We start from the raw sequence: 23,575 nt of genomic DNA on the forward strand, positions 1-23,575 counted from the left end.
TGCGGGACGTTACCCAAGGCATTGGGCGCCGCCTCGCCGGCCCAAACCATGGGGACGCCATGATCAGCCTTTATTGGGTGGCGACAGGGGGCTTTGCCTTCCTGTCCTTGTTGTGTTTTTGCGTGTTCATTGGGATGCGCCGCATGACCTCGCTCGGCTGGCTGGCAGCGACCATGGTGCTGGGGACCATCGAGACGCTGTTTCTAGCGGAGATGGACACGAGTGCCACAAGCTCCGTGGTGGTGACCATGCTGACCCCGCTTGTTTATCTGTGCTTCGCGCAGGCTGTGCGGGCGGTTCTCAACCAGCGCCACCAGAACTGGCCGATTTATGGTGCGGTGCTGGCCCTTTCGATCGGCTCGGTGGTGCTTAAGCTGACTGGCGTGCCGTTTGTGTCGCGGACGAGTGTGTTTCAGTTGGCGTGTGCGCTGGCGGTGCTTGACATCGTGCAGCGGCTTTATGTTCACCGGGTCCGCGGGGGGCTCGAATGGGCGCTGCTTGCCGTTATGGTCGTGATGATGGGCGTTTATGTTTTTCGCGGCGTCACCTATCCGTTTATCTATCCCATGGGAACGGAGTATAGCGCGATCCGTGCGGGCGGAGCGGAGCGGATGACGCTCACGATTTCGGCGCTGTGCTCGGTTGTGGCGGTGTTCGTGCTGCTGGCGCAGATCATCAACGGGGTGATCGTGACCTATCGGCTGCGCTCGGAAAGCGACAGCCTGACCGGATTGCTCAACCATCAGGCGTTTTACCGGGTCGCTTCGCGCGCCGGGAAGACCGGCGGCAGCGTCGTCGTGTGCGATCTCGACTATTTCAAGTCCATCAATGACCGGTTTGGGCATCAGGCGGGCGATGTCGCCCTGTGCGCCTTTGCCGATCTCCTGCAGGCCAGCGGCTATCAGGCGGGGCGTGTGGGGGGCGAGGAATTCGCGCTGATCGTGCCAGGCCTGAGCCCGATGGCCGCAAAGATCGAGGCGGAGCGACTGCGCAAGCGGCTGAGCGACCTCGATCTTGCCGACATGCCGGGCGATCTGCGGATCACCGCAAGTTTCGGCGTTGCGGGCTATGAACCGGGCGAGGAGCCGCGGCAGGCTTTTTCACGCGCCGACGCTGCGCTCTACCGCGCGAAGGCCCAGGGGCGGAACACGGTTGTGGTTTCCGAGCCCGCGCCGGAGCAGAAGGTCGCGGCGGCCTGAGGGATTTCAGGCCGGCTGGCCGAAGCGTTCGTCGAAAGCATAGCCGGCGCCGCGGACGGTGCGGATGGGGTCACTCTCGCGGCCGCGATTGATGGCGCGGCGGAGGCGGCCGATGTGGACGTCGACCGTACGCTCGTCCACATAGACGTCATTGCCCCAGACGCCATCAAGGAGCTGCTCGCGTGAATAAACGCGGCCGGGGTGGCGCATGAGATATTCGAGCAAGCGGTATTCGGTGGGGCCGAGATGCACGTCGCGGGTGGAGCGGCGCACGCGATGGGTGGTGCGGTCAAGCTCGAGATCGCCGACCTTGAGGGCGGCGGTGACGAGATTGGGATTGGCGCGGCGGAGGAGGGCATGAATGCGCGCAACGAGTTCGGGCACCGAGAAGGGCTTTACCACATAGTCGTCGGCGCCGGTCGACAGGCCGCGGACGCGCTCTTCTTCTTCGCCGCGGGCGGTGAGCATGATGATGGGGATGCGCGAGGTTTCATCGCGCGCGCGAAGGCGCCGGCAGAGTTCGATGCCCGAAATTTCGGGCAGCATCCAGTCAAGCAGGATCAGGTCGGGCAGCTTGTCCTGAATGGCGAGCTGGGCTTCGTCGCCCGTTTCGGCAGTGACGACGCGGAAGCCTTCGGCTTCAAGGTTGTAGCGCAGGAGAATGGCGATATCGCCCTCGTCTTCGACAACGAGAATGGTCGCGGGCATAGGCGTGCTCCATCGATCGGCGATCCGCAAGGTCGCCGGGATGCTGATTTTGTGGTGAGGCCCCCACCCGGCCTCCCCCTCAGGGAGGGGGAGGAGAAGAAAGGGCTAGGCCTTGATCTGGGTCCGGTGCAGGTCTTGTACGTCGGCGGTGAGCTGCTTGCCGGTCTGGAGGTAGTAGGCGCGTTCGGCGATGTTGGTCGCGTGGTCGCCGATGCGCTCAAGGTTCTTGGCGCAGAACAGGAGATGGGTGCAGGTGGTGATGTTGCGCGGATCTTCGAGCATGTAGGTCAGAAGCTCGCGGAAGAGCGAGGTGTGCATGGCGTCGACTTCGTCATCGCGATTGCACACTTCCACGGAGGCGGCGGCGTCGCGATTGGCATAGGCGTCGAGCGCGTCCTTGAGCTGACGCAGAACCAGGGCGGTCATGTTTTTGACGCCGTTGTAAAAGGTCGGCTGAAGGTTGATGCCTTCGAGCTTGAGCGAGCGGCGAGCAAGCTGCTTGGCCATGTCGCCGACACGTTCGAGATCGTTGGCGACGTGAATGGCGGTGACGATCGAGCGCAGGTCGCTGGCCATGGGCTGGCGGCGGGCGATGATCGAGACGCACATGTCGTCGATCCGGCGCTGCATGTCGTCGACGCGCTGATCGGCGATGATGGTGAGATCGGCCAGCTCGCGGTCGAGCTTGAGAAGGGCCTTGGTGCCGTTCTCGATGGCGACTTCGACCTGACCGCCCATCTCGGCAATGGCCTGGGCGAGGCTGTTGAGTTCGTCGGTAAAGGACGAGACGATGTGGTCCGAAGCGGTACCGGGCATTTTCGTGTTCCTCTGTCCGCGATCAGCCGATGCGGCCCATGATGTAGTCCTGGGTCTGCTTGTTCACCGGATTGGTGAAGATGTCTTCGGTGTTGCCCTGCTCGATCAGGTTTCCGAGGTGGAAGAAGGCGGTGCGCTGGGAAACGCGGGCGGCCTGCTGCATCGAGTGCGTTACGATGACGATGGTGTAGTTTTCACGCAGTTCGTCGACCAGCTCTTCGATGATGGCGGTGGCGATCGGGTCAAGGGCCGAGCAGGGCTCGTCCATCAGGATCACTTCGGGACCGACGGCAATGGCGCGGGCAATGCAGAGGCGCTGCTGCTGACCACCGGACAGGCCCGTACCGGGCTCGTTGAGACGATCCTTCACTTCTTCGAACAGGCCTGCCTTGCGCAGCGACGAGACGACGATTTCGTCAAGATCGCTCTTGGAGCGGGCGAGGCCGTGGATACGCGGGCCATAAGCGACGTTGTCGTAGATCGACTTGGGAAAGGGATTGGGCTTCTGGAAGACCATGCCGATGCGGGCGCGCAGCTCAACCACGTCCAGGTCGGCCGCATAGATGTCTTCGCCGTCGAGCTTGATCGTGCCGCCGACCTTGGCGCCTTCGATCGTGTCGTTCATACGGTTGATGCAGCGCAGAAAGGTCGACTTGCCGCAGCCCGAAGGTCCGATGAAGGAGGTGACGGCGCGATCGGGAATGTCGATCGAAATCCCATGCAGGGCCTGCTTGGCGCCATAGTGGACGGTGACGTCCTGAGCGGTGAGGCGAATGGGGCGTTCGAGCGCGTCAGTCGGGTTCATGGCCGTGTTCACAGTCTGCTGAGTCGTTTTCACTTTGCCGGCAAGCATATCCATTTGGTCCTACTCCTCTTATGCGCGCTTTTCGAGGCGCGAGCGCAGGAAGATCGCGATAGCGTTCAGGGTGATCATGAAGCCGAGCAGCACAAGGATGGCAGCCGAGGTGCGGGCTTCGAAGAAGTTGCGGTTTTCATTGCCCTGCCAGAGATAGATCTGGACGGGGAGGGCGGTGGCCTGCTCGACCGGGGTGCCCGGAACGGCCGCGACGAAGGCGTTCATGCCGATCAGGAGCAGCGGGGCGGTTTCGCCCAGAGCCTGGGCCACACCGATGATGGTGGCGGTCAGGATCGAGGGGAAGGTGACCGGCAGGACGTGATGGAACACCATCTGCGTACGCGAGGCACCCATGCCGAGGGCCGCCTGGCGCAGGGCCGGTGAGACGCCCTTGAGAGCGGCGCGGGTGGCGATGATGATGGTGGGCAGCGTCATCAGGGTCAGCACCAGACCACCGGCAAGTGGCGCGGACAGCGGCAGGCGGAACCAGTTGATGAAAACCGCTGCACCGAGGAGACCGAAGACGATGGAGGGCACGGCGGCCAGGTTGTTGATGTTGACCTCGATGAGATCGGTCAGACGGGATTTTGGGGCAAATTCCTCGAGATAGATGGCGCTGCCGACCCCGATGGGAACGGCGAGGACGACCACGATCAGCATCATCCACAAGGAGCCCATGAGTGCGCCGAGAAGACCGGCAGAGGCAGGGGCGGAGCGGCTATCGACATTGCTCAGGAGCGACCAGGCAAAGCCCTGACGGATCGTGCCGTTTTCCTCGAATGTGTCGATAAGGGCACGGGCGGGCGCCGAGAGCTGCTGCTGGGTGTCGCTGAGATCGCGATTGATATTGCCCTTGACCCAGTTGTCGGCATTGGCGGAGGCGAGCAGATCGACCTCGACCGTCTGCCCGAGAAGGCTGGGATCTCTCACAAAAACTTCGCGAACGCGGTGGCGTGCATCGGTTTCCACGATGGACAGGATCTGGCGGCTGTCGATATCGAAGCCTTGCGGCGCAGCGTTGCGCAGAGCCGCCTCGATGACCGTGTTCCAGTTGAGCATGGCCACCTGGCGCTGCCAGGCAAGATTTGCGGCATTGAAGGCTGCGTCGGACTGACCGGGCTCGCGCACGGGAGCCGGATCGACATTGAGCGCTTCGGGATCGAAGGTGACCGACAGGTGGATGTTGGACTGGGTGAAAGCCGGGATGCCCTTGCGCAGCACATCGGCGAAGAGGATCGCCACGAAGCCGAGCGCCAGGACGATGGCAACCACGCCGAAGAAGCGGAACATCTTTTCGCCGACATGGCGGCGGGAGAGGCCCGCGCGCACCAGCTTGCGCCGTTCAGCAGCCGTATCGAGGGTGGTGCTGGTCATTCATACTGCTCCCGGAAGCGGCGGACAATGTAGAGGGCGACGACGTTGAGGCACAGCGTCATAATGAAGAGCGTCAGGCCAAGGGCGAAGGCGACCAGGGACTGGGGACCGGTGAAATCAGTGTCGCCGGTGAGCTGGTTGACGATCGACACGGTGATGGTGGAGACCGGCTCGAGCGGATTGCCGCGCAGGATCGGCGCATTGCCGGCGGCAAGAACCACGATCATGGTTTCGCCGATGGCGCGGCTGACGGCGAGAAGGAAGGCGCCGACGATGCCGGGGAGGGCTGCAGGCAGCAGCACGTTGCGGATGGTTTCGGACTGGGTGGCTCCCAGGCCATAAGCGCCGTCGCGCAGGCTGCGGGGCACTTGATTGAGAATGTCATCGGAGAGCGAAGAGATGAACGGGATGATCATCACGCCCATGACGAGGCCGGCGGTCAGGGCGCTGGTGGCGCTGATCGAGAGCCCGATGGCATTGCCGAAATCACGAAGGAAGGGGCCGACGGTGACGAGGGCGAAAAAGCCGTAGACGATGGTGGGGATGCCAGCCAGAATCTCGATGATCGGCTTGACCACGGCGCGGACCGAGCGGTGCGCATACTGGTTGAGGTAGATGGCAGCCATCAGCCCAACGGGCACGGCCACCAGCATGGCGATGCCGGAGATCATCAGGGTACCGGTCAACAGCGGCAGGAGCCCATATTGGCCCGCATCGCCGGCGCCGGTCGAGGAGAAGCGCGGCGCCCAGACAGTGCCGAAGAAGAAATCGAGCGGATTGATGAAGCTGAAAAAGCGCAGCGCCTCGGTGACGAGGGAAGCGACGATGCCCACGGTGGTGAGAATGGCGACGGCGGAACAGGCGATCAGCAGCAGCGAAATGGCGCGCTCGACTTCGGTACGGGCGCGCAGGCGCGGGGTGATGCGGCGCTGCGCCAGCATGAGCCCGAGGACGCCCAGGCCTGCGGCAGCGGCGAGCATGATCAGAAAGCTCAGCAGCTGGAAGCGGCCGATATTTTCACCCGCGGCCTGCTCAAAGGGCTGCAGTTCGCCAGTAACGCCATAGCCCGAGGCCAGATCGTTGAGGCGCTGAAGCTGCTGGTTGAGCTGGGTCTGATTGAGCGAGGTGAGAATGTCGGTGGGAATTTGGGAAACGGCATACCAGTGCTGGACGCCGGGGGAAAAGAAAGCCCAGACCGCAAGCACCAAAAGAGCGGGCAGCATGGTCCAGAGAACGGCCAGGGAGCCGTGATACTGGGAGCGGGAATGAACGCGCGCACCATTGGCGGTGGCGAGGTTGCGGCTCTTGGACCAGCCGAGCTGATAGGCCAGCCCCAGCAGAACGAGAAGCAATGCAGCGACGATCAAGGTGTTCACTTGAGGAGGCTTTCCTGAGGCGGCCCGGAAGGGGATGGGCCGCCGTCATTGCTGACAGCGGCCCGAGGATGGCTCGATTACTGGCCCTGGAAGGCGGCCAGGACTTCGGCAGTGGTTTCTGCCGGCTGCGGGATCAGACCGGCCGATTCAAGCGTGCCGCCCATGCCCGACATGCCTTCGGAGAGGAAGTATTCGGTGAATTCGGCGAGACCAGGGATGACGCCGATGTGCTCGCCCTTGACGTAGAAGAAGAGCGGACGCGAGACCGGGTATTCGCCAGCGGCGACGGTTTCGAGCGAGGGGGTGACGCCGTCAACGGTCGCAACCTTGAGGGTGTCGCGGTTCTGGTCGTAGAAGGAGAGACCGAAAACGCCAACAGTGTTCGGGTCCGAGGTCAGGCGAGCCAGGGTCTCGGTGTAATCACCAGCGATTTCGACGACCACGTCCTGACGGAAGGTGGTTTCGACGGCTTCGATCTCTTCGTCGGACAGGCCTTCGGGCAGTTCGGCAGCTTCGGCGCCGGGGGTCACGACGCGTTCCTGGAACACTTCGCGGGTGCCGTGGTTGGAGCCGGGGATCGCGAGCGCGATCGGCTGGTTCGGCAGCGAGGAGTCGACCTGGTCCCAAGTGGTGTAGGGATTGTCGACGAGTTCGCCATCAACGGGAACCTTGGCAGCGATTGCCTTGAAGACCTGAACCGGGGTCAGGGCGAAATCGGGACCATTGGCAGAGGAGGCGAAGACGATGCCGTCGAAGCCGAACTGGATTTCGCGGATGTCGCTGACGCCATTGGCGGCGCAAGCTTCACGCTCGCTGTCGCGCATCGGGCGCGAGGCATTGGCGATGTCGATGGTGTTTTCACCAACGCCTTCGCAGAACTGACGGAAGCCGCCGCCGGTGCCGCCCGAACCCACGACCGGGGTGTTGAACTCGGGGAAGGTGGCGCCGAACTCTTCAGCGACGATAGACGCGAAGGGGAGGACCGTCGAGGAGCCGGCGATCTGGATGGTGTCGCGCGACTGGGCGAAAGCACCGGTGGTGCCGAAGGCGGCGAGCGCGACGACGGCGGCGCTGGCGTAGATTGCGGTCTTCATGAAAGTCCCTTTCGGAATTCGGTTCTCAAATGGCCAGCCACTGCTTGGGGCCGCCTTGTGACGCGGCAGACCATATTGGCGCCCGGCAACGGTTTTATTGCAGTTCAGTGACTGGTTTGTGACAGTGCAAACCGTTGTTGTTGTTGGATTTTGTGTAGGAGGTGCCCTGCGGAAGCGCGGAATGTGACGCGCTTTGTGACTCCATGGGAACTACCTGGAGGCGGGCTAGCGGGCGCAGACTAGACGAGGTTTGTGACAGCAGGCCGACGCTTAGCGCAGAAGGGGGCGCAGGTCCGACTGGATCTTGCGCATGAGCGGCAGGAAACTCGCGATCATACGCGATGTGGAGGCGCGAGCCGTCTGGGCGCCGATATTGATGGCAGCGACCACGCGGCCGGACGCATTGTAGAGCGGGACAGCGATGGAACAGAGGCCAAGCTCCAGCTCCTGATCGATCACCGCAAAGCCCTGGGCCGCGACCACGGCGAGCTCTGTCGTGATGGTGGGCAGGTCCGCCTTGGTGCGGGCGGTATAGGCGATCAGCTCGGAGCGATCGAGAATGGCCTGGGCTTCTTCGGCAGGGAGCGCAGCGAGCAGGATTCGGCCCATCGAGGTGCAGTAAGCGGGAAGCCGCGCGCCCGGATTGAGATTGATCGACATGACGCGGCGATTGGAGGCGCGGGCGACATAGAGGATGTCGGTGCCATCTAGGACCGCGGCCGATGTGCTCTCGTTGGTGGCGGTCGACAGCTCTTCGAGGAAGGGCTGAATCATGCCCGGCAGCGTGTTGGCGGCAAGATAGAAGTGGCCGAGATTGAGCACACGCGGGGTGAGGGCAAAGAACTTGCCGTCATAGGTAGCGTAGCCGAGGTGAACGAGGGTCAAGAGACACCGCCGGGCCGTGGCGCGCTCGAGGCCCGTCCTTTCGGCAACCTCGGTGATCGACATGCGTGCATGCTGCTCGTCGAAGCACTCGATGACCGAAAGCCCCCGTGCCAAGCCGTGAATGATGTCGCCTTCGCGCATGATCGCCCCGTTCCTCCCCGATTGTCCTAGGGCAAGAAGGGGCAGGCGGGAAGGGGTTTCTGGGCTGCAGCGAGTGCCGCCCCGCCGCGAAAAAACGATCGCTTTTGTATCAAGGTGAATCTTTTATGCGGACGGTTGCGGGGAAAATTTTGAGCATTCTCAATGTGCCCGGCCAGACATGGCTAACGAAGCGATAAACCGATGCTGCAAATGCCAGCATTTTTCCAAAAGGGGCCTAAAACCCTGATCTCTAAGACAGTTTCCAACACGGCACTCCATTGGGGCGGGGTTGGAAATGGCAGCGACTACTCGGGTTTACTCTTCTGGCGGCAGCAATATCGATGCGTTCTTGCAGCGTCCAAATGGAACCTTGATACGGTTCGGTTCAGCTTCAGTCAGTCAGCCGCTGTGTATGGCAATACCTATGGCAGTGGCGAAGCAAAGACGTTTGCACCGGTGAACGCGCTGCAGCGCGATGCGACCATCCAAGCCATGAAGAAGTGGAGCGAGGTCTCCAACCTGAACATCGAGCTTTCCTCCAGTCCTGACGCCGAGTTGCGCGTCGCGGTTTCATCGAGCCCGGCAACGGCCTGGGCCTATCTGCCTTCTTCCTCGGACATGGCGGGGACGTCTGGCTCGGGACGCGATACCTCGCTTCGCCAGATCTGGGTAACTACGCCTATTTCACCATCATGCATGAGATCGGTCACGCGCTCGGCCTGCGGCATCCGCATGAAAAGATTACGGTTTCCGGGAACGGCGAAATCGCAGGTGGTGTCGAAGATGCGCTGTGTCCTTGCTGCGCTGGCGCATTGCATGGGCAGGGAGCGGGTGGGGCAGCTAGCAATGCACCGGTGACAGCTAACGACGCTATGGCCCATACCGTCATGAGCTATCGCTCCTTTGAGGGGCAGGCTGTAACTACGGGCTACACCAACGAAACATTCGGCTATGCCCAGTCGCCCATGGCGCGCGATATCGCGGCGATGCAGTACCTCTATGGTGCCAACTACGAGACGCGGTCGGGTGACACGGTTTATCGCTGGAGCACCTCGACGGGCGAAAAGTTCATCAACGGCGTCGGACAGGGCGCCCCGGGCGGCAATAAAGTCTTCGAAACGATCTGGGATGGTGGCGGCGTCGATACGTTCGACCTTTCCAACTATTCGACGGCGCTGACCATCGACCTGACGCCCGGCGGCTGGACCAATTTCAACAACAATCAGCGCGCCAATCTGGGCAACGGGCAGATGGCTCCGGGCAATGTCGCCGTGGCCTACCTCTTTGAAGGTAATCCGGCCAGGCTGATCGAAAATGCCATTGGCGGGACGGGCGATGACCGGATCACCGGCAATGTGGCAGGCAATGTGCTGGTCGGTGGCGCCGGCAACGACACGATCTACGGTGTCGGCGGGCAGAATATCCTCATCGGCGATGGCGTGGGCAACGAATTCTCGATTGTGGGGCTGCGCCAGTCGGAGGTCATCGCGGTCGACCTGCCCAAGGTCAGCACGGGAGGAAATGACGTGCTCGTGGGTGGGAATGGCAATGATCTGTTCGTGCCCGGTCTCGGGCACAATGAAGTGCGCGGCGGCGGCGGCACCGATACGGTTGTGCTCGACTTCAATCGCGACGCGCTGACCATAACCGCCTCTGTCGATGGTGTGATGAACATCGTCTATGCTGGTGGTTCGGTGAAGATGTCCGGTGTCGAGATCCTGGCGCTCCGTGACGGCATTTTTGCGCTCGACGGCAGCGTGCCGGCCTCGGCCGCAGATGGTGGCTTCGGCGACGACGTGGCGCTGCTTTATCAGGCCGGCTTCGGGCGCAGCGCGGATGCACCAGGCCTCGCCTACTGGACCGACAAGGTTCATTCTCAGGCCGACCTGCGGGAGGTCGCCCTGTCCTTCCTTGACAGCGACGAATTCGAGCACCGGTTCGGTACCTCGGATAACATGGCTGCTGCCGACTATGTGGGTGTGCTCTACCGCAATATCCTTGATCGCGAAGGAGAGGCCGAGGGTCTGAACTACTGGACGCAGAAACTGTCGAGCGGAAGCACCAACCAGGCCGATCTGCTGCTTGCCTTCGCCTTCAGCGAGGAAAACCGGCAGAGCGCAGCACCCCAGGCGGACGAGTTCGGGTTCGTCGCGATCAGCAAGACCGACTGGGCTGCGATCTGGGCCAAGATCTGAAGGGTCGGGCTGGGCTCAATCGTTTCGACATCGATGGGGAACGGCTCGGTGGAGACATAGCAGCCGGCGCGCGTGAGCAAATCACGCGCTTCGGCCATGTAGCCGAGATAGTGACCCGTCCAGTTTTCGCTGTCCCAATCTTCCGGGGAGGGGGGCAGAGCCTTGTCCCGCTCCCGTTCGAAATCGTCGAGCCGGCCATCGATGCTGGCCCAGGCACGGGCGAAGCGTTCGATCACCTCGAAGCTGAAAACCAGTTTGGGTTGGTGTTCCGGCATGGCTGTGGTCCTTCTGGCCGCGGCTCGATTTTGCCACAGACTCCGGCGTCCCATAAGACATCCAGGGAAAAATCGCGCAGGTTGCGCGGGTGAATTATTTGAGTGCTATCAGGTCGCTGACGCGCTCGATGAGGGCTTCCATCTGGAAGGGTTTAGTCAGCACCTGCATGCCGCGGGCGAGATGGCCGTGGTTGAGGACGGCGTTCTCGGCATAGCCGGTGATGAAAAGGACCTTGAGATCCGGGCGCTTGACGAGAGCGGCTTCTGCCACCTGGCGGCCATTGATGCCGCCAGGAAGGCCCACATCGGTGACAAGGATATCGATGGTCCGGTCCATTTCGAGAACCCTCAGCGCGGTGGCGCCATCGTCGGCTTCGAGGACCGTATAGCCTTGCTCCTCAAGCGCCTCGACGGCAATCATGCGTACGAGCGGTTCGTCGTCGACGACAAGAACGGTTTCCTTGCCCTTGGCGAGCGGCAGTTCGGTCTCTTGCGGCGCGGTATCCTCGGGAATATCCGGTCCGGCATAGCGCGGCAGGTAAAGACAGACCGTAGTACCCTTGCCCAGATCCGACTGGATACGGACAGCGCCCCCCGACTGGCCGGCAAATCCGTAAACCATGGACAGGCCCAACCCCGTGCCCTGGCCGATGGGCTTGGTGGTATAGAAGGGCTCGAAGGCGCGCTCGAGCACTTCGGGCGCCATGCCGACGCCCGTGTCGCTGACGCAGAGCGACACATATTCGCCCGATGTCAGGCCTTTGCGGGCGGCCTCTTCACGCCCCATTCCGACATTGGCAGTCTCGATGGTTATCGTGCCACCGGTCGGCATGGCGTCGCGCGCATTGATGCAGAGATTGAGCAGCGCGTTTTCCAGCTGTCCTGCATCGATGAAGGTGGTCCAGACCTGGTCGGTCGCCACCGTACGCACGTCGATCTCGGGGCCGACGCTGCGCTGCACCAATTCGAGCATGCCGCCGATCAGATTGGTGAGCCTTGTGGGCTTGGGCTCAAGCGTCTGGCGGCGCGAGAAGGCGAGGAGGCGCTGGGTGAGGCTCGCCGCACGCTTGGCCGCGCCGGATGCGCCGGTGAGATAGCGTTCGATCTCGTTGAAGCGGCCCTGGCCAAGGCGGATCGACATCAGTTCGAGACTGCCGACGATGCCGGCGATGATGTTGTTGAAATCATGCGCAATGCCGCCGGTGAGCTGACCTACGGCTTCCATCTTCTGAGCCTGGCGCAGCGCATCCTCGGTATCGCGCAAAGCCTTGTTCGCCTCACGCTCGGCCGTGACGTCGCGGCCTACCGCATGGATGTGCGCTTCGAATGGTACGGCAGTCCAGTTGAGGGTGCGATAGCTGCCATCGGCATGCCGGTAGCGGTTTTCGAAGGCGAGGGTGGTGTGCCCCTGGGCGAGTTTTTCAATCTCCTGCCCGGTGGAGTCGATATCGTCGGGGTGGATGAAATCGGTGAGCAGACGCCCGGCCATGGCATCCGGTTCAAGCCCGAGAATGCGTCGGGCTGATGGGTTGACCGATGTGATCCGGCCGGAGTGGTCAGCCACCAGCATCAGTTCCTGCGAAATCCGCCAGAGGCGGTCATGGTCGCGGGTCGTTATCTCAACACGCTGCGCAAGTTCGCGATTGGCCCGTTCGAGCGCATGTTGCGCCTGTGCGCGTTCAAGAGCCGACCAGGTGCGTTCGGCAACGTCCTGGACGAGGTGGGTATCGGCTGACGTCCATTTGCGGCTGTCACGGCAGTGAACATAGAAGGCGGCGATCATGCGACCGTTTTTGACGAGGCTGGCGGTCAAGGCAGCGCGGGTCTGGAGATAGGCGAAAGCGGCCTGACCGCCTTCTTCTATCCGGGGGTCAGCATTGACATCATCAACGGTGAGTGGCTCGCCACGCTTGAGAGCGCCATGGATTTCGGGACCAAAGGCGGCAAGATCGTGCGTGCCGTTGAAGTTGTCGACCTGGCCATCGGTCCAGTTGTTGTCGGTGATGAAGAAGCGTTCGGTCACATCGACCGAGCCATAGCCGACGCGATTGGCCTTGAGATGTTCGCCGAGCCGGCGTTGGGACAGCTGGATGATCTCGGCGGAATCGCTGAGGACGCGCAGTTCCTCCTCGAGCTGGCTGAGAAAGTCCTGTGCCTGACGGGCCAGAACCTGCCCGGTGGTTTCCCAGACCGAGCAGATCAGGCCGGCGATGGCGCCATCCTGGCGGAGAGGCGTATAGGAGAAGCTGAACCAGGCATCTTCAACGCCGTGGCCGCGCTCGACCCGCAGCAGAGCGTTTTCGATATAGACGCTCTCGCCGGCAAGGGTCTGCTCGATCAGCGGGCCGACAACGTCCCAGATCTCGCCCCAGACAGATTTGAGCGGCTTGCCAAGGGCGTGCGGCTTGTCGCCGAGAAGGGGACGGTAGGCATCGTTGAAGAGAAAAGTGAGCTCGGGACCCCAGGCGAGCCAGACCGGAACATTGGCATCGAGCATGAAGGAGACCATGGTGCTCAGCGCCGGGGGCCAGCTGTCCATGCTGCCCAGGGGAGTGTCCGACCAGTCTGTGTTCCGGATTTCGGCGGCTGCGGGGCAGATAGGGTTGGTCGTTCCGGTCACTTACTCTTTGTCCGATCAGCTGGGCTGGCACTGCATAGCGGGTCTTGGAGCCCGGCGCGACTCTCAAACGTGCGGGCGGGCGGACCGTTTCTCCAGGTGCAAAATATTGGGGTAGGGTGGCGAGATGGCAGGGCAAAGCACCCAGACCCCTTTGACAGCCGCTGCGACCCTGCTAAGAGGCAAGCGATGCGCCTATAGCTCAATGGTTAGAGCCGACCGCTCATAACGGTCTGGTTCCAGGTTCGAGTCCTGGTGGGCGCACCATTTTCCCCAGATCGGATCAGGCTTTTTTGGACAGGCGCTGCATGGCGACGCGGGAGACGACGTTGCCCTTGCCGATCGATTCCTGGGTCTTGATCGAGTTGAGGGCGTTGGCGGTGGCGGCGAAATTCTGGGTGCGCTCGAAGGCTGCCTTGCGGCGGGCGCGCCAGGTTTGCATGTTTTGCCAAGCTGAACCTTGGGAAGAGCCGATCTTTGCCATAACCGCACAATGGCAAAGGAGGGTTAGCGGCTGCTTAATCAGTGCTGGAGAACGACAAGGCCGGCGGCCGTGGCCATCATGGCGCCTGCGGTCTTGTTGAGCCGCCCCAGCGCCTTTTGGCTGCGGAACATCTCGCGGGCGGCCGAGGCGAGCCAGGCATAACCGCAGCCGATCAGCAACAGGACGACCACCACGATAGCGGTGAGTTCGACAAAGGCGAGCGGGGTCATCTGGTGCAGCGGAATGACCGTGGGCAGGATCGCAAGGTAGAAGACGATGGTCTTGGGATTGCCCATGGTGAGGGAGAAACCGGCGAGAAAGGTCTTCCAGGCGTTCTCGTTGCGAGGTTTCATCTGCTCGGTGCCGGGTTTGGCGGTCCAGAATTTCCAGGCGATGTAGAGAAGATAGGCAGCGCCGGCCCAGCGGACGACGACAAAGACCGGCCAGAAGAGCGTCGCGATGGCGGCAAGGCCGAAAACGGCGAAGACGAAATAAACAAGATCGCCGGCGAGAATACCCAGCACCATGGGAAAGGCGCCCTTGAACCCGCCACCGAGGGCGCGAGCAACCACGGCGGCGACACCCGGACCGGGCACGAGCACGGCGATGGCATAGGCAAGGGTAAAGGTGGCGAGGGTGAGAAGATCCATGGAGGCAGTCCGGCGCAGCGAGAGCCGGACACTAGCGCTGGCGACCGGACTTGACCAGTGGCGGTTGACGCCAGCAGTGGGCGCGCTACACTTATGAGATCGCAACTCGACCGGATGGTGCCTGATGGAACGTCTCTCCAACGCAATGCCGACCTGCCTTGCCCTTGGAGAAACCTTGTTCCATGCCCGTATCCGTAACGATTTCGCGTCTTTCCTTCGCCGGCCCTGACGGCCAGACACTCTTCTCCAATCTCGACCTGACATTCGGTCCTGGGCGCACCGGCCTTGTGGGGCGCAATGGCGTGGGCAAGACGACGCTGCTGCGGCTGATTGCCGGCGAGCTGACGCCCACGAGCGGCACCGTTTCCGGCACGGGGCGCATCGGCGTGTTGCGCCAGGAGGTTCAGCCGGGGCCGGAGGACACCATTGCCGACCTCTTCGGGGTTCGCGAGGGGATCGACCTGCTCGAGCGGGCGGGGCGAGGAGAAGCCACGCTCGATGAGCTGAGTGCAGCTGACTGGACGCTCGAGGCGCGGCTTGAGGAAGCGCTCGGCCAACTCGGCCTTGCGGTGACCGACAAGACCCGCCTCCTGACGCTTTCTGGCGGACAACGGACGCGTGCGGCGCTGGCAGCGCTGATTTTTGCCGAGCCGGACCTGATCATTCTCGACGAACCGACAAACAATCTCGATGCCGAAGGTCGGGCCGGTGTGGCCGACCTTCTGGCGCGGTGGCGCGGGGCGGCGATAATCGTGAGTCACGACAGGGCCTTGCTCGAAACGGTTGATGCCATAGTCGAGCTGACGAGCCTGGGTGCCACGAGCTATGGCGGGGGCTGGACGCAGTATCGGGAGCGAAAGGCGCTCGAGCTTTCCGCAGCGGAGCATGATCGGGATGTGGCCGAGCGCCAGATCCGGGAGGCGGCGCGCAAGGCGCAGGATGCACGCGAAAAGCAGGCCCGGCGCGATGCTGGAGGCAGGCGCAAGGGTGCGCGGGGCGACATTCCCAAGATCGTTGCAGGCGGCTTGAAGCGGCGAGCCGAGGAAACGGCGGGTGGCCTCGATACGCTTGCCGAAAAGCAGGCCAGCGCTGCCGCGGAGCAGGCTCGCACGGCCCGCGAAAAGATAGAGGTGCTGACGCCCTTTGCGGTCAAGCTCGCGCCGAGCCATCTGCCGGCGGGAAAGGTGGTGCTGCGCGCGAGCGAACTGACCGGTGGCTACGACCGGGACGCGCCGATTATCCGCGATTTTGCGTTCGAGATGACCGGGCCGGAACGCGTGGCTCTGACCGGTCCGAACGGCGCGGGGAAAACAACGCTGCTCAAGTTGCTCACCGGCCAATTGCAGCCTTTTGCCGGGGCGGTGCATATAGGTGGCCCCTTTGCATTGCTGGACCAGCAGGTTGGCCTGCTCGACCGCAGCGAAACCATCCTCGGCAATTTCCGCAGGCTCAACCCCGACAGCTCGGAGAATGACTGCCGGGCCTTGCTGGCCGCCTTCAGCTTCCGGGCCGACGCGGCTCTGCAAAGGGTGGGGACGCTGAGCGGGGGCGAGATGCTGCGGGCTGGACTTGCCTGTGCGCTGGGTGGAAAGACCCCGCCGATCCTGCTGGTGCTGGACGAGCCCACCAATCACCTCGATGTCGAGGCCGTCGAGCAGGTGGAAGCAGGATTACGGGCCTTCGACGGGGCGCTGCTGGTGATCAGCCACGATCGCGCCTTTCTCGATGCCATCGCCATAACGCGTGAGGTGGTGCTGGGCTGAAGGGCAACCATTGCCCCTTCGTGTCGTTGGTCGGCCAGTGATGCAAGACGAGGGCGCGCACCATGGCCGATCCTGACAGACCCAATGTCGATTTCACCGATCCGGCCAAGCGGCCGAACCTTGACGATCAAGGGGCCGGCCCGGCGGAGAGGGCGGTGATGGGCACGATGGGATCAGGCGGCATGGTGCGCCTCGTGATCGCTATCGGTGTTTTCATCATCGTGTGCGGAACGATGTTCTACCTTTGGAACAACTAGACTCTTCCGCGCCCTAGGGCAGGCGCGCGATCCTTTCGGTGAGAAGACAATAGAAGCCTTCGGCATTGCCCGACCGGATATAGGTGGCGTTCCGGGGCCGGTCCGTGACGTGCCAGTAGTCCGTGACGGTCATGCCGATGGTAAGCTCGCTTGCCGTCTCGATGGTGACATTGCACAGGCGTCCCTCGAACAGGCCTGGGTCAATGAGGTAGGCGATAACGGTGGGATCGTGGAGCGGCGCACCTGCCCAGCCGTATTTGGCGAGATCGAAGCCCTGCGAGAAGCTGAGCATTTCATAGACGGCCTGGCCGGCCTTGTTGCCGATGGCGCGAAAGGCTTGAAGCCGCTCCGGCGTCGCCTGCATCTGATGGGTGACGTCGAGGGGCAGAACGGTAAGCTTGATGCCGCTGCGGAACACGATGTCGGCGGCATCGGGATCGACATAGATGTTGAACTCGGCAGCCGGCGTGATGTTGCCGACTTCGAAATAGGCCCCGCCCATCATGACGATTTCAGCAATCCGCTCGGCGATGCGCGGCTCCTTAACGAGCGCCATGGCGACATTGGTCAGAGGGCCCAGGGTGCAGAGCGTGATGGTGCCGGGGTCGGCCTGCATGAAGGTTTCAATGAGATAGTCGACGCCGTGCTCGGGCTGCAACTCGAAGCTGGGGGCGGGCAGGTCGGGTCCGTTGAGCCCGGTGTCGCCATGGACGTGTTCGGCTGTGACAAGAGTTCGGCGCATGGGGCGGGCGCAACCGGCATAAACGGGCACATCCTTGCGGCCGGCAAGCTCGACCACCTTGCGCGCGTTGGTGGCATTGTGGTGAAGGCCCACATTGCCCGCGACCGCGACGACGCCCATCACCTCGAAATCTTCAGGCGAGGCGAGCGCCAGAAGAATGGCGACGGCGTCGTCCTGTCCCGGATCGGTATCGATGATGATCTTGCGCGGCATGGGTAATCCTGAGGCGAACCGGTTGAAAACAGGCGGACTTTAGCGGGCGCGAAGCCATCGGTCGACCGGGCGTTTGCGGACGGAACATAAAGGTTAAGGCAACGTTGTATGCGGCAGTCACCACTGGTGAGTTCAAGCCATGCCGATACGGCCGCACTCCGAAGCCATGAGCGAAAGTCAGTTCGAGCGCGTCCTCAACAACGCGGCGCGGCTCGCCATCGTGGCCATGGGCTGTGTGGTGCTGCTTGTCGTGCTGCAGGCAGGGCAGGTGTTTCTCGCGCCGGTGACACTGGCGATCGTGGTGGGGCTGATGTTCGGGCCGGTGGCGGATCGGGTCGAGTCGTTCGGGGTGCCGCCGGCGCTATCAGCCGCTATCGTCGTTTTGCTTCTCCTTGGCATTATAGCCGGTGGCATCGTGGTCTTTGCCTTGCCGCTGAGCGAGTGGGTCGCGCGGGCGCCACTGATCTGGGAGAAGCTGCAGGCCCAGCTCGCCAATCTCAAGGAGCCGCTCGAGTCGTTTTCTCAGTTCCAGACGCAGCTCAACGATATCTGGGGTGGTGACACTGCGATGCGGGTCAATGTGGAGGATGGCGGCGCCATGGCGAGCGTGGCGCTGTTGGCGCCGGCTGTGCTGGCGCAGATGCTGATCTTTCTCGCCAGCCTCTACTTTTTTGTGGCAACGCGCGATCATATCCGCATTTCGGTGCTGTCGCTGTGCGTTACGCGCCGCATGCGGTGGCGCACGGCGCATGTATTTCGCGATGTCGAAAACAAGGTGAGCCGGTTTCTGCTTTCCATCACCTTCATCAATCTCTGCGTCGGATGCGCGGTGACGCTCATCATGTGGATCATCGGCATGCCATCGCCGATCCTCTGGGGTGCCCTGGCGGCCGTGCTCAACTATATCCCCTATGTGGGGCAGGGCACGATGATCCTGATCCTGCTCGCGGTAGGACTGGGTACGCAGACCAACATCCAGCAGATCCTTCTGCCGGCTCTTTGCTACATGGGCGTCAACTTCGTCGAGGGGCAGATCATCACGCCTCATTTTATCGGCCGGACGATGACGCTCAACCCGTTTATCATCTTTCTCTCGATCACCTTCTGGCTCTGGGCCTGGGGACCGGTAGGGGGACTTGTCGCGGTCCCGACGCTGCTGATCGCCACTTCGGTTCTGACCCATACGCTGCCGAGCAAGCCGGTGGCGCCCAAAAGGCCGGTGCGCCGCACGCGCTACATGACCGAGCGCGAGGAACTGCTGGCCAATGCTGCCCAGGTCATCCGCGAACAGCGCGAAGAAGAGACCAACGACAACGAGCAGCGTAAGCAGGAGCGGCTCGAGCCGCCCGATGGCACGGCGCCGACCGGAATCGAAGCGAAAACCTGATCCAGCATCCGCAGGGCACCGATGCATCCGGGTGGCTTGACGGGATCTCCCCCCGCGCCACACTGTCGCGCCTAAACGGAGCGACCGGAGTAGAATCATGGCAGGCGAAGCTGTGGCGCATGCAGCCGATGCAGCGCATGGAGCCATCGACCTCGTTCCCGTGGTCGCAATGCTGGCGGCCGGCGTGGTGGCCGTGCCGCTGTTCAAGCGCTTCGGGCTCGGCTCGGTACTCGGCTATCTTGCGGCGGGCCTGTTGCTCGGCCCATCCGGGCTTGCGCTGATCGCTGATCCTGCCTCGATCCTGCATCTGGCCGAACTCGGCGTCGTGATGTTTCTGTTTATCATCGGGCTCGAAATGGAGCCGAGCCGGCTCTGGGCCTTGCGCAAGCAGATTTTTGGGCTCGGGATGCTCCAGGTCGGCGGATGCGGCGTGCTCCTGACCGGCATCGGAATTCTTCTCGGGTTCGCGCCGGTGGTGGCATTCGTGTTCGGCATGGGATTTGTGCTGACCTCCACGGCTATCGTCATGCAGATCCTGGGGGAGCGTGGCGAGCTTTCGAGCGAAAGCGGGCAGAAGATCGTTTCAGTGCTGCTGCTCGAGGATCTGGCGATCGTGCCGCTGCTGGCTGTGGTGGCGCTTCTGGCGCCCACGGGCGAAGATCAATCCATGCTGGCGCGTACGATCGGTTTTGCGGCGGCAATCGGAGCGGTTTTGCTGCTGATCATCCTGGGGCGCAGGGTGATGAACCCGTTTTTTGCGCTGCTGGCTTCGGCCAAGGTGCGGGAGGTAATGACGGCGGCGGCCCTGTTCGTGGTGCTGGGGGCGGCGCTGCTGTTCGAGGTCAGCGGACTTTCCATGGCCATGGGCGCGTTTCTGGCCGGTGTGCTGCTGTCGACCTCGACCTTCAAGCACCAGCTCGAAGCCGATGTCGAGCCGTTCAGAGGCTTGCTTCTGGGGCTGTTCTTCATGGCGGTGGGCATGTCGCTTGATCTCGGCATCGTGCTCGGCAACTGGCAGATCATCGCGCTCAGCGTCCTGTGCTTCATGCTTGTCAAAGGGTTCGCGATCTATGCGATCGCGCGCGTCTTGCGCTCGAGCCATGGCGAGGCGCTGGAACGCGCCGTGCTGATGGGACAGGGTGGTGAATTCGCCTTCGTGCTTTATACCACCGCCGTCTCGGCCGGGATCATCGACGGGCCGACCAATGCCATCTTCACCGCAACGGTTATCATCTCGATGGTGCTGACGCCTTTTGCCTTGATTGGGATGCGCTATTTCATGCCCAGACACGTGCAATCCATGGACGGCGTCGAGGCAGCGGACGGCCTGACCGGGCGCGTGCTGATCATCGGCTTCGGGCGCTTCGGACAGATCGCCAGCCAGCCGCTTCTTGCCATGCGCCACTCGGTCTCGATCATCGACAACGATACCGACATGATCCGGGCTGCGGCCCAGATCGGGTTCAAGGTCTATTATGGGGATGGCACGCGGCTCGATATCCTGCGGGCGGCAGGCGCGGGAACAGCGGACCTGATCCTGGTGTGCACCGACGACAAGGTTCAGACGACGCGCATTGCCGAGTTGCTGCGGGACGAGTTTCCCCTGGCCCGGGTGATGGCGCGCGCCTATGACCGTTCGCACGCGATCGAACTGGTGCAGGCCGGGGTCGAATATCAGCACAGGGAAACCTTTGAGTCGGCCGTGGCGTTCGGTGGTGCGGCGATCAACCTGCTCGGCGCCAGCGAACAAGAGGCTGCAGATGTCATCGAGGGTGTTCGCAACCGGGACCAGCAGCGCTTCGAGCTGCAACTGGGAGGCGAAGACTGGCGCAATCTCGACCGCCTGCTGATCAGCAATGCCCAGGAACAGGCGCGCGAGAGTGGCGTCAACGTTCCAGAAACCGTGGCCGAATCCGCCGTCGCCCGCTCGGCAGTGGTAGCAGGCAACTAACTGAACTCCCTCTATAAAGGGCTTTCACGGGCACCGATTAAGTGCAACAGTGACGGCTTATGAGGGGAACATCGTCATGAAAACTGGATTGCGACATGCCGCAAAAACCGATCGTCTACGATGCTCCTACGCCCCAGCCGCGTGCGACCACCGTTGAAGCCATACAGGCTGAAATCCTTGAACGGCTGATCTATTCGGTCGGCAAGGATCCCATTGTTGCCCGCCCGCATGATTGGCTGCGCGCGACGATCCTGGCGGTGCGCGACCGGGTGATGGATCGCTGGATGGAGAGTTCGCGGGAAACCTGGCGAACCTCGAACAAGCGCGTCTACTATCTGAGCCTTGAGTTCCTGATTGGTCGCCTGATGCGCGATGCGATGAGCAATGTGGGGCTGATGGAGCCCGTGCAGCAGGCGCTTCGCAATCTCGATGTCGATCTGGGGGACCTGATCAATCTCGAACCCGATGCGGCGCTCGGCAATGGCGGTCTCGGCCGGCTGGCGGCGTGTTTTCTTGAATCCATGTCGTCGCTGAAGATTCCGGCCTATGGCTATGGAATCCGGTATGTGCACGGCCTCTTCCGGCAGGAAATGAGCGAGGGCTGGCAGGTCGAACTGCCGGAGGACTGGCTGGCTCACGGCAACCCCTGGGAGTTCGAGCGCCGTGAAAGCGCCTATGAGGTCGGTTTCGGCGGCCATGTGGAGCCGATCAGCGATCCCGATGGCGAGGTGCGGCAGGAATGGCGGCCGAACGAGCATCTGCTGGCGGTCGCCTACGACACGCCGATCGTGGGGTGGCGCGGATCGCGCGTCAACACGCTGCGGCTCTGGAGTGCGCAGCCGATCGACCCGATCCTGCTCGACAAGTTCAACTCCGGGGACCATATCGGCGCACTGGAAGAAAGCGCGAAGGCAGAAGCGATTACGCGGGTTCTTTACCCAGCCGATTCAACTCCGGCAGGGCAGGAACTGCGGCTGCGGCAGGAATTCTTCTTCTCCTCGGCCTCGCTCCAGGACATCATCCGCCGGCACCTGCAGCAATATGGCGATCTCAGCTCGCTGCCGGACAAGGTGGCGATCCAGCTCAACGATACCCATCCGGCAATCTCGGTCGCCGAACTGATGCGTATCCTGGTTGATGAAAACGGGATCAAATGGGCCGATGCATGGACCCTGACCAAGGGTACGTTCGGCTATACCAATCATACGCTCTTGCCCGAGGCGCTCGAAAGCTGGCCGGTGTCGCTGCTCGAGCGCCTTTTGCCGCGCCACATGCAGATCGTCTATCAGATCAATGCAGACATTCTGAAGGAAGCCCGGGAAAAAGCCGGGTTCAACGATCAGCAGATCGCCAATGTGTCGCTGATCGACGAGCATGGCGGACGCCGGGTACGCATGGGGCAGCTCGCCTTTGTCGGTTCGCACTCGATAAACGGCGTTTCCGCCCTCCACACGGACCTGATGAAGCAGACCGTCTTTGCGGACCTGCACAAGCTTTATCCCGAGCGCATCAACAACAAGACCAACGGCATCACGCCGCGTCGCTGGCTGATGCAATGCAATCCGGCGCTGACCAAACTGATCAGCGAGCGGATCGGCACCGACTTTCTCGACGATATCGAAAAGCTTCATGCCCTGGCGCCGCATGCCGAGGATCCGGGCTTTCAGAAGCAGTTCGCTGCCGTCAAGCACGCCAACAAGGAGCGGCTGGTCCGGGTCATCAAGGACCGGCTCAATATCTCGGTTTCTCCAGACGCGCTGTTTGACGTGCAGATCAAGCGCATCCACGAATACAAGCGGCAATTGCTCAACATCATCCATGCCGTGGCGCTTTACGACGAGATCCGCGCTCATCCCGAACGCACATGGGTGCCGCGGGTCAAGATCTTTGCCGGCAAAGCGGCGCCGAGCTACTGGAACGCCAAGCTGATCATCAAGCTGATCAACGACGTGGCGCGGGTCGTGAACCACGATCCGGCGGTGCGGGGCCTTCTCAAGGTTGCCTTCCTGCCCAACTACAATGTCAGTCTTGCCGAAACCATCGTGCCGGCAGCCGATCTTTCCGAGCAGATCTCGACCGCAGGCATGGAAGCTTCCGGTACGGGCAACATGAAGTTCATGGCCAATGGTGCGATCACCATCGGCACCATGGACGGCGCCAATGTCGAGATGCACAAGGAAGTGGGTGACGACAACATCGTCATCTTCGGCATGACGACCGAAGAAGTGGCGGAAAAGCGGAGCCGCAGCGAAGTGCCGCGCTCGTCGATCGACAAGTCTCCGCGTCTGCGCGAAGCGCTCGAGGCGATCGCTTCAGGCGTGTTTTCGCCGGATGACCCCAACCGGTATCGGGACCTGATCGGCGGGCTCTATGACCATGACTGGTTCATGGTGGCGCGTGATTTCGACGCCTATTGGGATGCCCAGGTCGAGGTGGAAAAACTCTGGACCAACCGAAAGCGCTGGAACGCCATGGCGATCCGCAACACGGCCAATGTCGGTTTCTTCTCGTCCGATCGCACGATCCGGCAATATGCGGCCGATATCTGGGGCGTCCAGACAGCCTGAAGCAAATAAAAGAGGCGACGGCGTC

19 protein-coding genes and 1 tRNA gene are annotated in these 23,575 nt (G+C 62.3%); 9 read left to right on the top strand and 11 right to left on the bottom strand.

The features are described from left to right. The first annotated feature begins 59 nt into the window (after window positions 1-59). Window positions 60-1,199: a GGDEF domain-containing protein gene (locus tag BM364_RS04610; RefSeq protein WP_092421488.1), complete on the top strand. Its 1,140-nt coding sequence runs from the start codon at window positions 60-62 to the stop codon at window positions 1,197-1,199. 6 nt (window positions 1,200-1,205) lie between these two features. Here the strand turns inward: BM364_RS04610 and phoB are convergent, their stop codons facing one another. The 7 genes from phoB to BM364_RS04645 form a co-directional block, all read right to left on the bottom strand. Continuing rightward, complete coding sequence (gene phoB / locus BM364_RS04615; RefSeq protein ID WP_092421491.1) at window positions 1,206-1,907, bottom strand: phosphate regulon transcriptional regulator PhoB; 702 nt, start codon at window positions 1,905-1,907, stop codon at window positions 1,206-1,208. A 105-nt stretch (window positions 1,908-2,012) separates the two neighbouring features. Beyond that, entirely contained in the window at window positions 2,013-2,723 is a 711-nt protein-coding gene (gene phoU / locus BM364_RS04620) for a phosphate signaling complex protein PhoU (protein ID WP_092421494.1), read from the bottom strand. 22 nt (window positions 2,724-2,745) lie between these two features. After that, entirely contained in the window at window positions 2,746-3,528 is a 783-nt protein-coding gene (pstB, locus tag BM364_RS04625; RefSeq protein WP_244542827.1) for a phosphate ABC transporter ATP-binding protein PstB, read from the bottom strand. 69 nt (window positions 3,529-3,597) lie between these two features. Next, window positions 3,598-4,953: a phosphate ABC transporter permease PstA gene (gene pstA, locus BM364_RS04630; RefSeq protein ID WP_092421497.1), complete on the bottom strand. Its 1,356-nt coding sequence runs from the start codon at window positions 4,951-4,953 to the stop codon at window positions 3,598-3,600. Next, window positions 4,950-6,329 (bottom strand): phosphate ABC transporter permease subunit PstC, encoded by a 1,380-nt coding sequence (pstC, locus tag BM364_RS04635; RefSeq protein ID WP_092421500.1) that lies wholly within the window; start codon window positions 6,327-6,329, stop codon window positions 4,950-4,952. The genes pstA and pstC overlap by 4 nt, the downstream gene beginning before the upstream one ends. A gap of 77 nt (window positions 6,330-6,406) precedes the next feature. Beyond that, on the bottom strand, window positions 6,407-7,423 hold the full coding sequence (locus BM364_RS04640; protein WP_092421504.1) for a PstS family phosphate ABC transporter substrate-binding protein: 1,017 nt from the start codon (window positions 7,421-7,423) through the stop codon (window positions 6,407-6,409). A gap of 270 nt (window positions 7,424-7,693) precedes the next feature. Further along, entirely contained in the window at window positions 7,694-8,449 is a 756-nt protein-coding gene (locus BM364_RS04645) for an IclR family transcriptional regulator domain-containing protein (protein WP_092421507.1), read from the bottom strand. A 201-nt stretch (window positions 8,450-8,650) separates the two neighbouring features. Between BM364_RS04645 and BM364_RS18360 the strand changes: the two genes are divergently transcribed. Continuing rightward, window positions 8,651-9,307, top strand: a complete 657-nt coding sequence (locus tag BM364_RS18360; protein WP_175528462.1) for a zinc metalloprotease — start codon at window positions 8,651-8,653, stop codon at window positions 9,305-9,307. After that, a complete protein-coding gene (locus tag BM364_RS04650; RefSeq protein WP_175528463.1) occupies window positions 9,304-10,644 on the top strand; it encodes a DUF4214 domain-containing protein in 1,341 nt (446 codons plus the stop codon). The genes BM364_RS18360 and BM364_RS04650 overlap by 4 nt, the downstream gene beginning before the upstream one ends. 369 nt (window positions 10,645-11,013) lie before the next feature. Here the strand turns inward: BM364_RS04650 and BM364_RS04655 are convergent, their stop codons facing one another. After that, entirely contained in the window at window positions 11,014-13,539 is a 2,526-nt protein-coding gene (locus BM364_RS04655; RefSeq protein ID WP_244542766.1) for a response regulator, read from the bottom strand. A gap of 188 nt (window positions 13,540-13,727) precedes the next feature. Here BM364_RS04655 and BM364_RS04665 point away from each other — a divergent pair. Continuing rightward, window positions 13,728-13,803, top strand: a tRNA-Ile gene (locus tag BM364_RS04665). 16 nt (window positions 13,804-13,819) lie between these two features. Here BM364_RS04665 and BM364_RS18370 read toward each other — a convergent pair. Next, window positions 13,820-13,978: a hypothetical protein gene (locus tag BM364_RS18370; RefSeq protein WP_175528464.1), complete on the bottom strand. Its 159-nt coding sequence runs from the start codon at window positions 13,976-13,978 to the stop codon at window positions 13,820-13,822. 80 nt (window positions 13,979-14,058) lie between these two features. Then, window positions 14,059-14,670: a LysE family translocator gene (locus BM364_RS04675; protein ID WP_092421519.1), complete on the bottom strand. Its 612-nt coding sequence runs from the start codon at window positions 14,668-14,670 to the stop codon at window positions 14,059-14,061. A gap of 182 nt (window positions 14,671-14,852) precedes the next feature. Here BM364_RS04675 and BM364_RS04680 point away from each other — a divergent pair, with 182 nt between their 5' ends. Then, window positions 14,853-16,433 (top strand): ABC-F family ATP-binding cassette domain-containing protein, encoded by a 1,581-nt coding sequence (locus BM364_RS04680; RefSeq protein ID WP_092421522.1) that lies wholly within the window; start codon window positions 14,853-14,855, stop codon window positions 16,431-16,433. A gap of 62 nt (window positions 16,434-16,495) precedes the next feature. After that, complete coding sequence (locus BM364_RS04685; protein ID WP_092421525.1) at window positions 16,496-16,690, top strand: hypothetical protein; 195 nt, start codon at window positions 16,496-16,498, stop codon at window positions 16,688-16,690. Window positions 16,691-16,703: 13 nt separating this feature from the next. Here BM364_RS04685 and BM364_RS04690 read toward each other — a convergent pair whose 3' ends face one another. After that, window positions 16,704-17,645, bottom strand: coding sequence for a nucleoside hydrolase (locus BM364_RS04690; RefSeq protein WP_092421528.1), 942 nt, complete (start codon window positions 17,643-17,645; stop codon window positions 16,704-16,706). A gap of 139 nt (window positions 17,646-17,784) precedes the next feature. On the opposite strand from BM364_RS04690, the gene BM364_RS04695 reads away from it, so the two are divergent. The 3 genes from BM364_RS04695 (at window position 17,785) to BM364_RS04705 (ending at window position 23,550) form a co-directional block, all read left to right on the top strand. Beyond that, entirely contained in the window at window positions 17,785-19,032 is a 1,248-nt protein-coding gene (locus BM364_RS04695) for an AI-2E family transporter (protein ID WP_092421531.1), read from the top strand. 97 nt (window positions 19,033-19,129) lie between these two features. After that, window positions 19,130-20,983 (top strand): monovalent cation:proton antiporter-2 (CPA2) family protein, encoded by a 1,854-nt coding sequence (locus BM364_RS04700; protein WP_092421534.1) that lies wholly within the window; start codon window positions 19,130-19,132, stop codon window positions 20,981-20,983. 95 nt (window positions 20,984-21,078) lie between these two features. Next, the gene (locus tag BM364_RS04705) at window positions 21,079-23,550 is read left to right on the top strand and encodes a glycogen/starch/alpha-glucan phosphorylase (RefSeq protein WP_092421537.1); all 2,472 of its coding nucleotides are present in this window, start codon (window positions 21,079-21,081) and stop codon (window positions 23,548-23,550) included. The last annotated feature ends 25 nt before the right edge of the window (window positions 23,551-23,575 follow it).

Source organism: Devosia crocina (genome assembly GCF_900116545.1).
Classification (GTDB): Bacteria; Pseudomonadota; Alphaproteobacteria; order Rhizobiales; family Devosiaceae; genus Devosia; species Devosia crocina.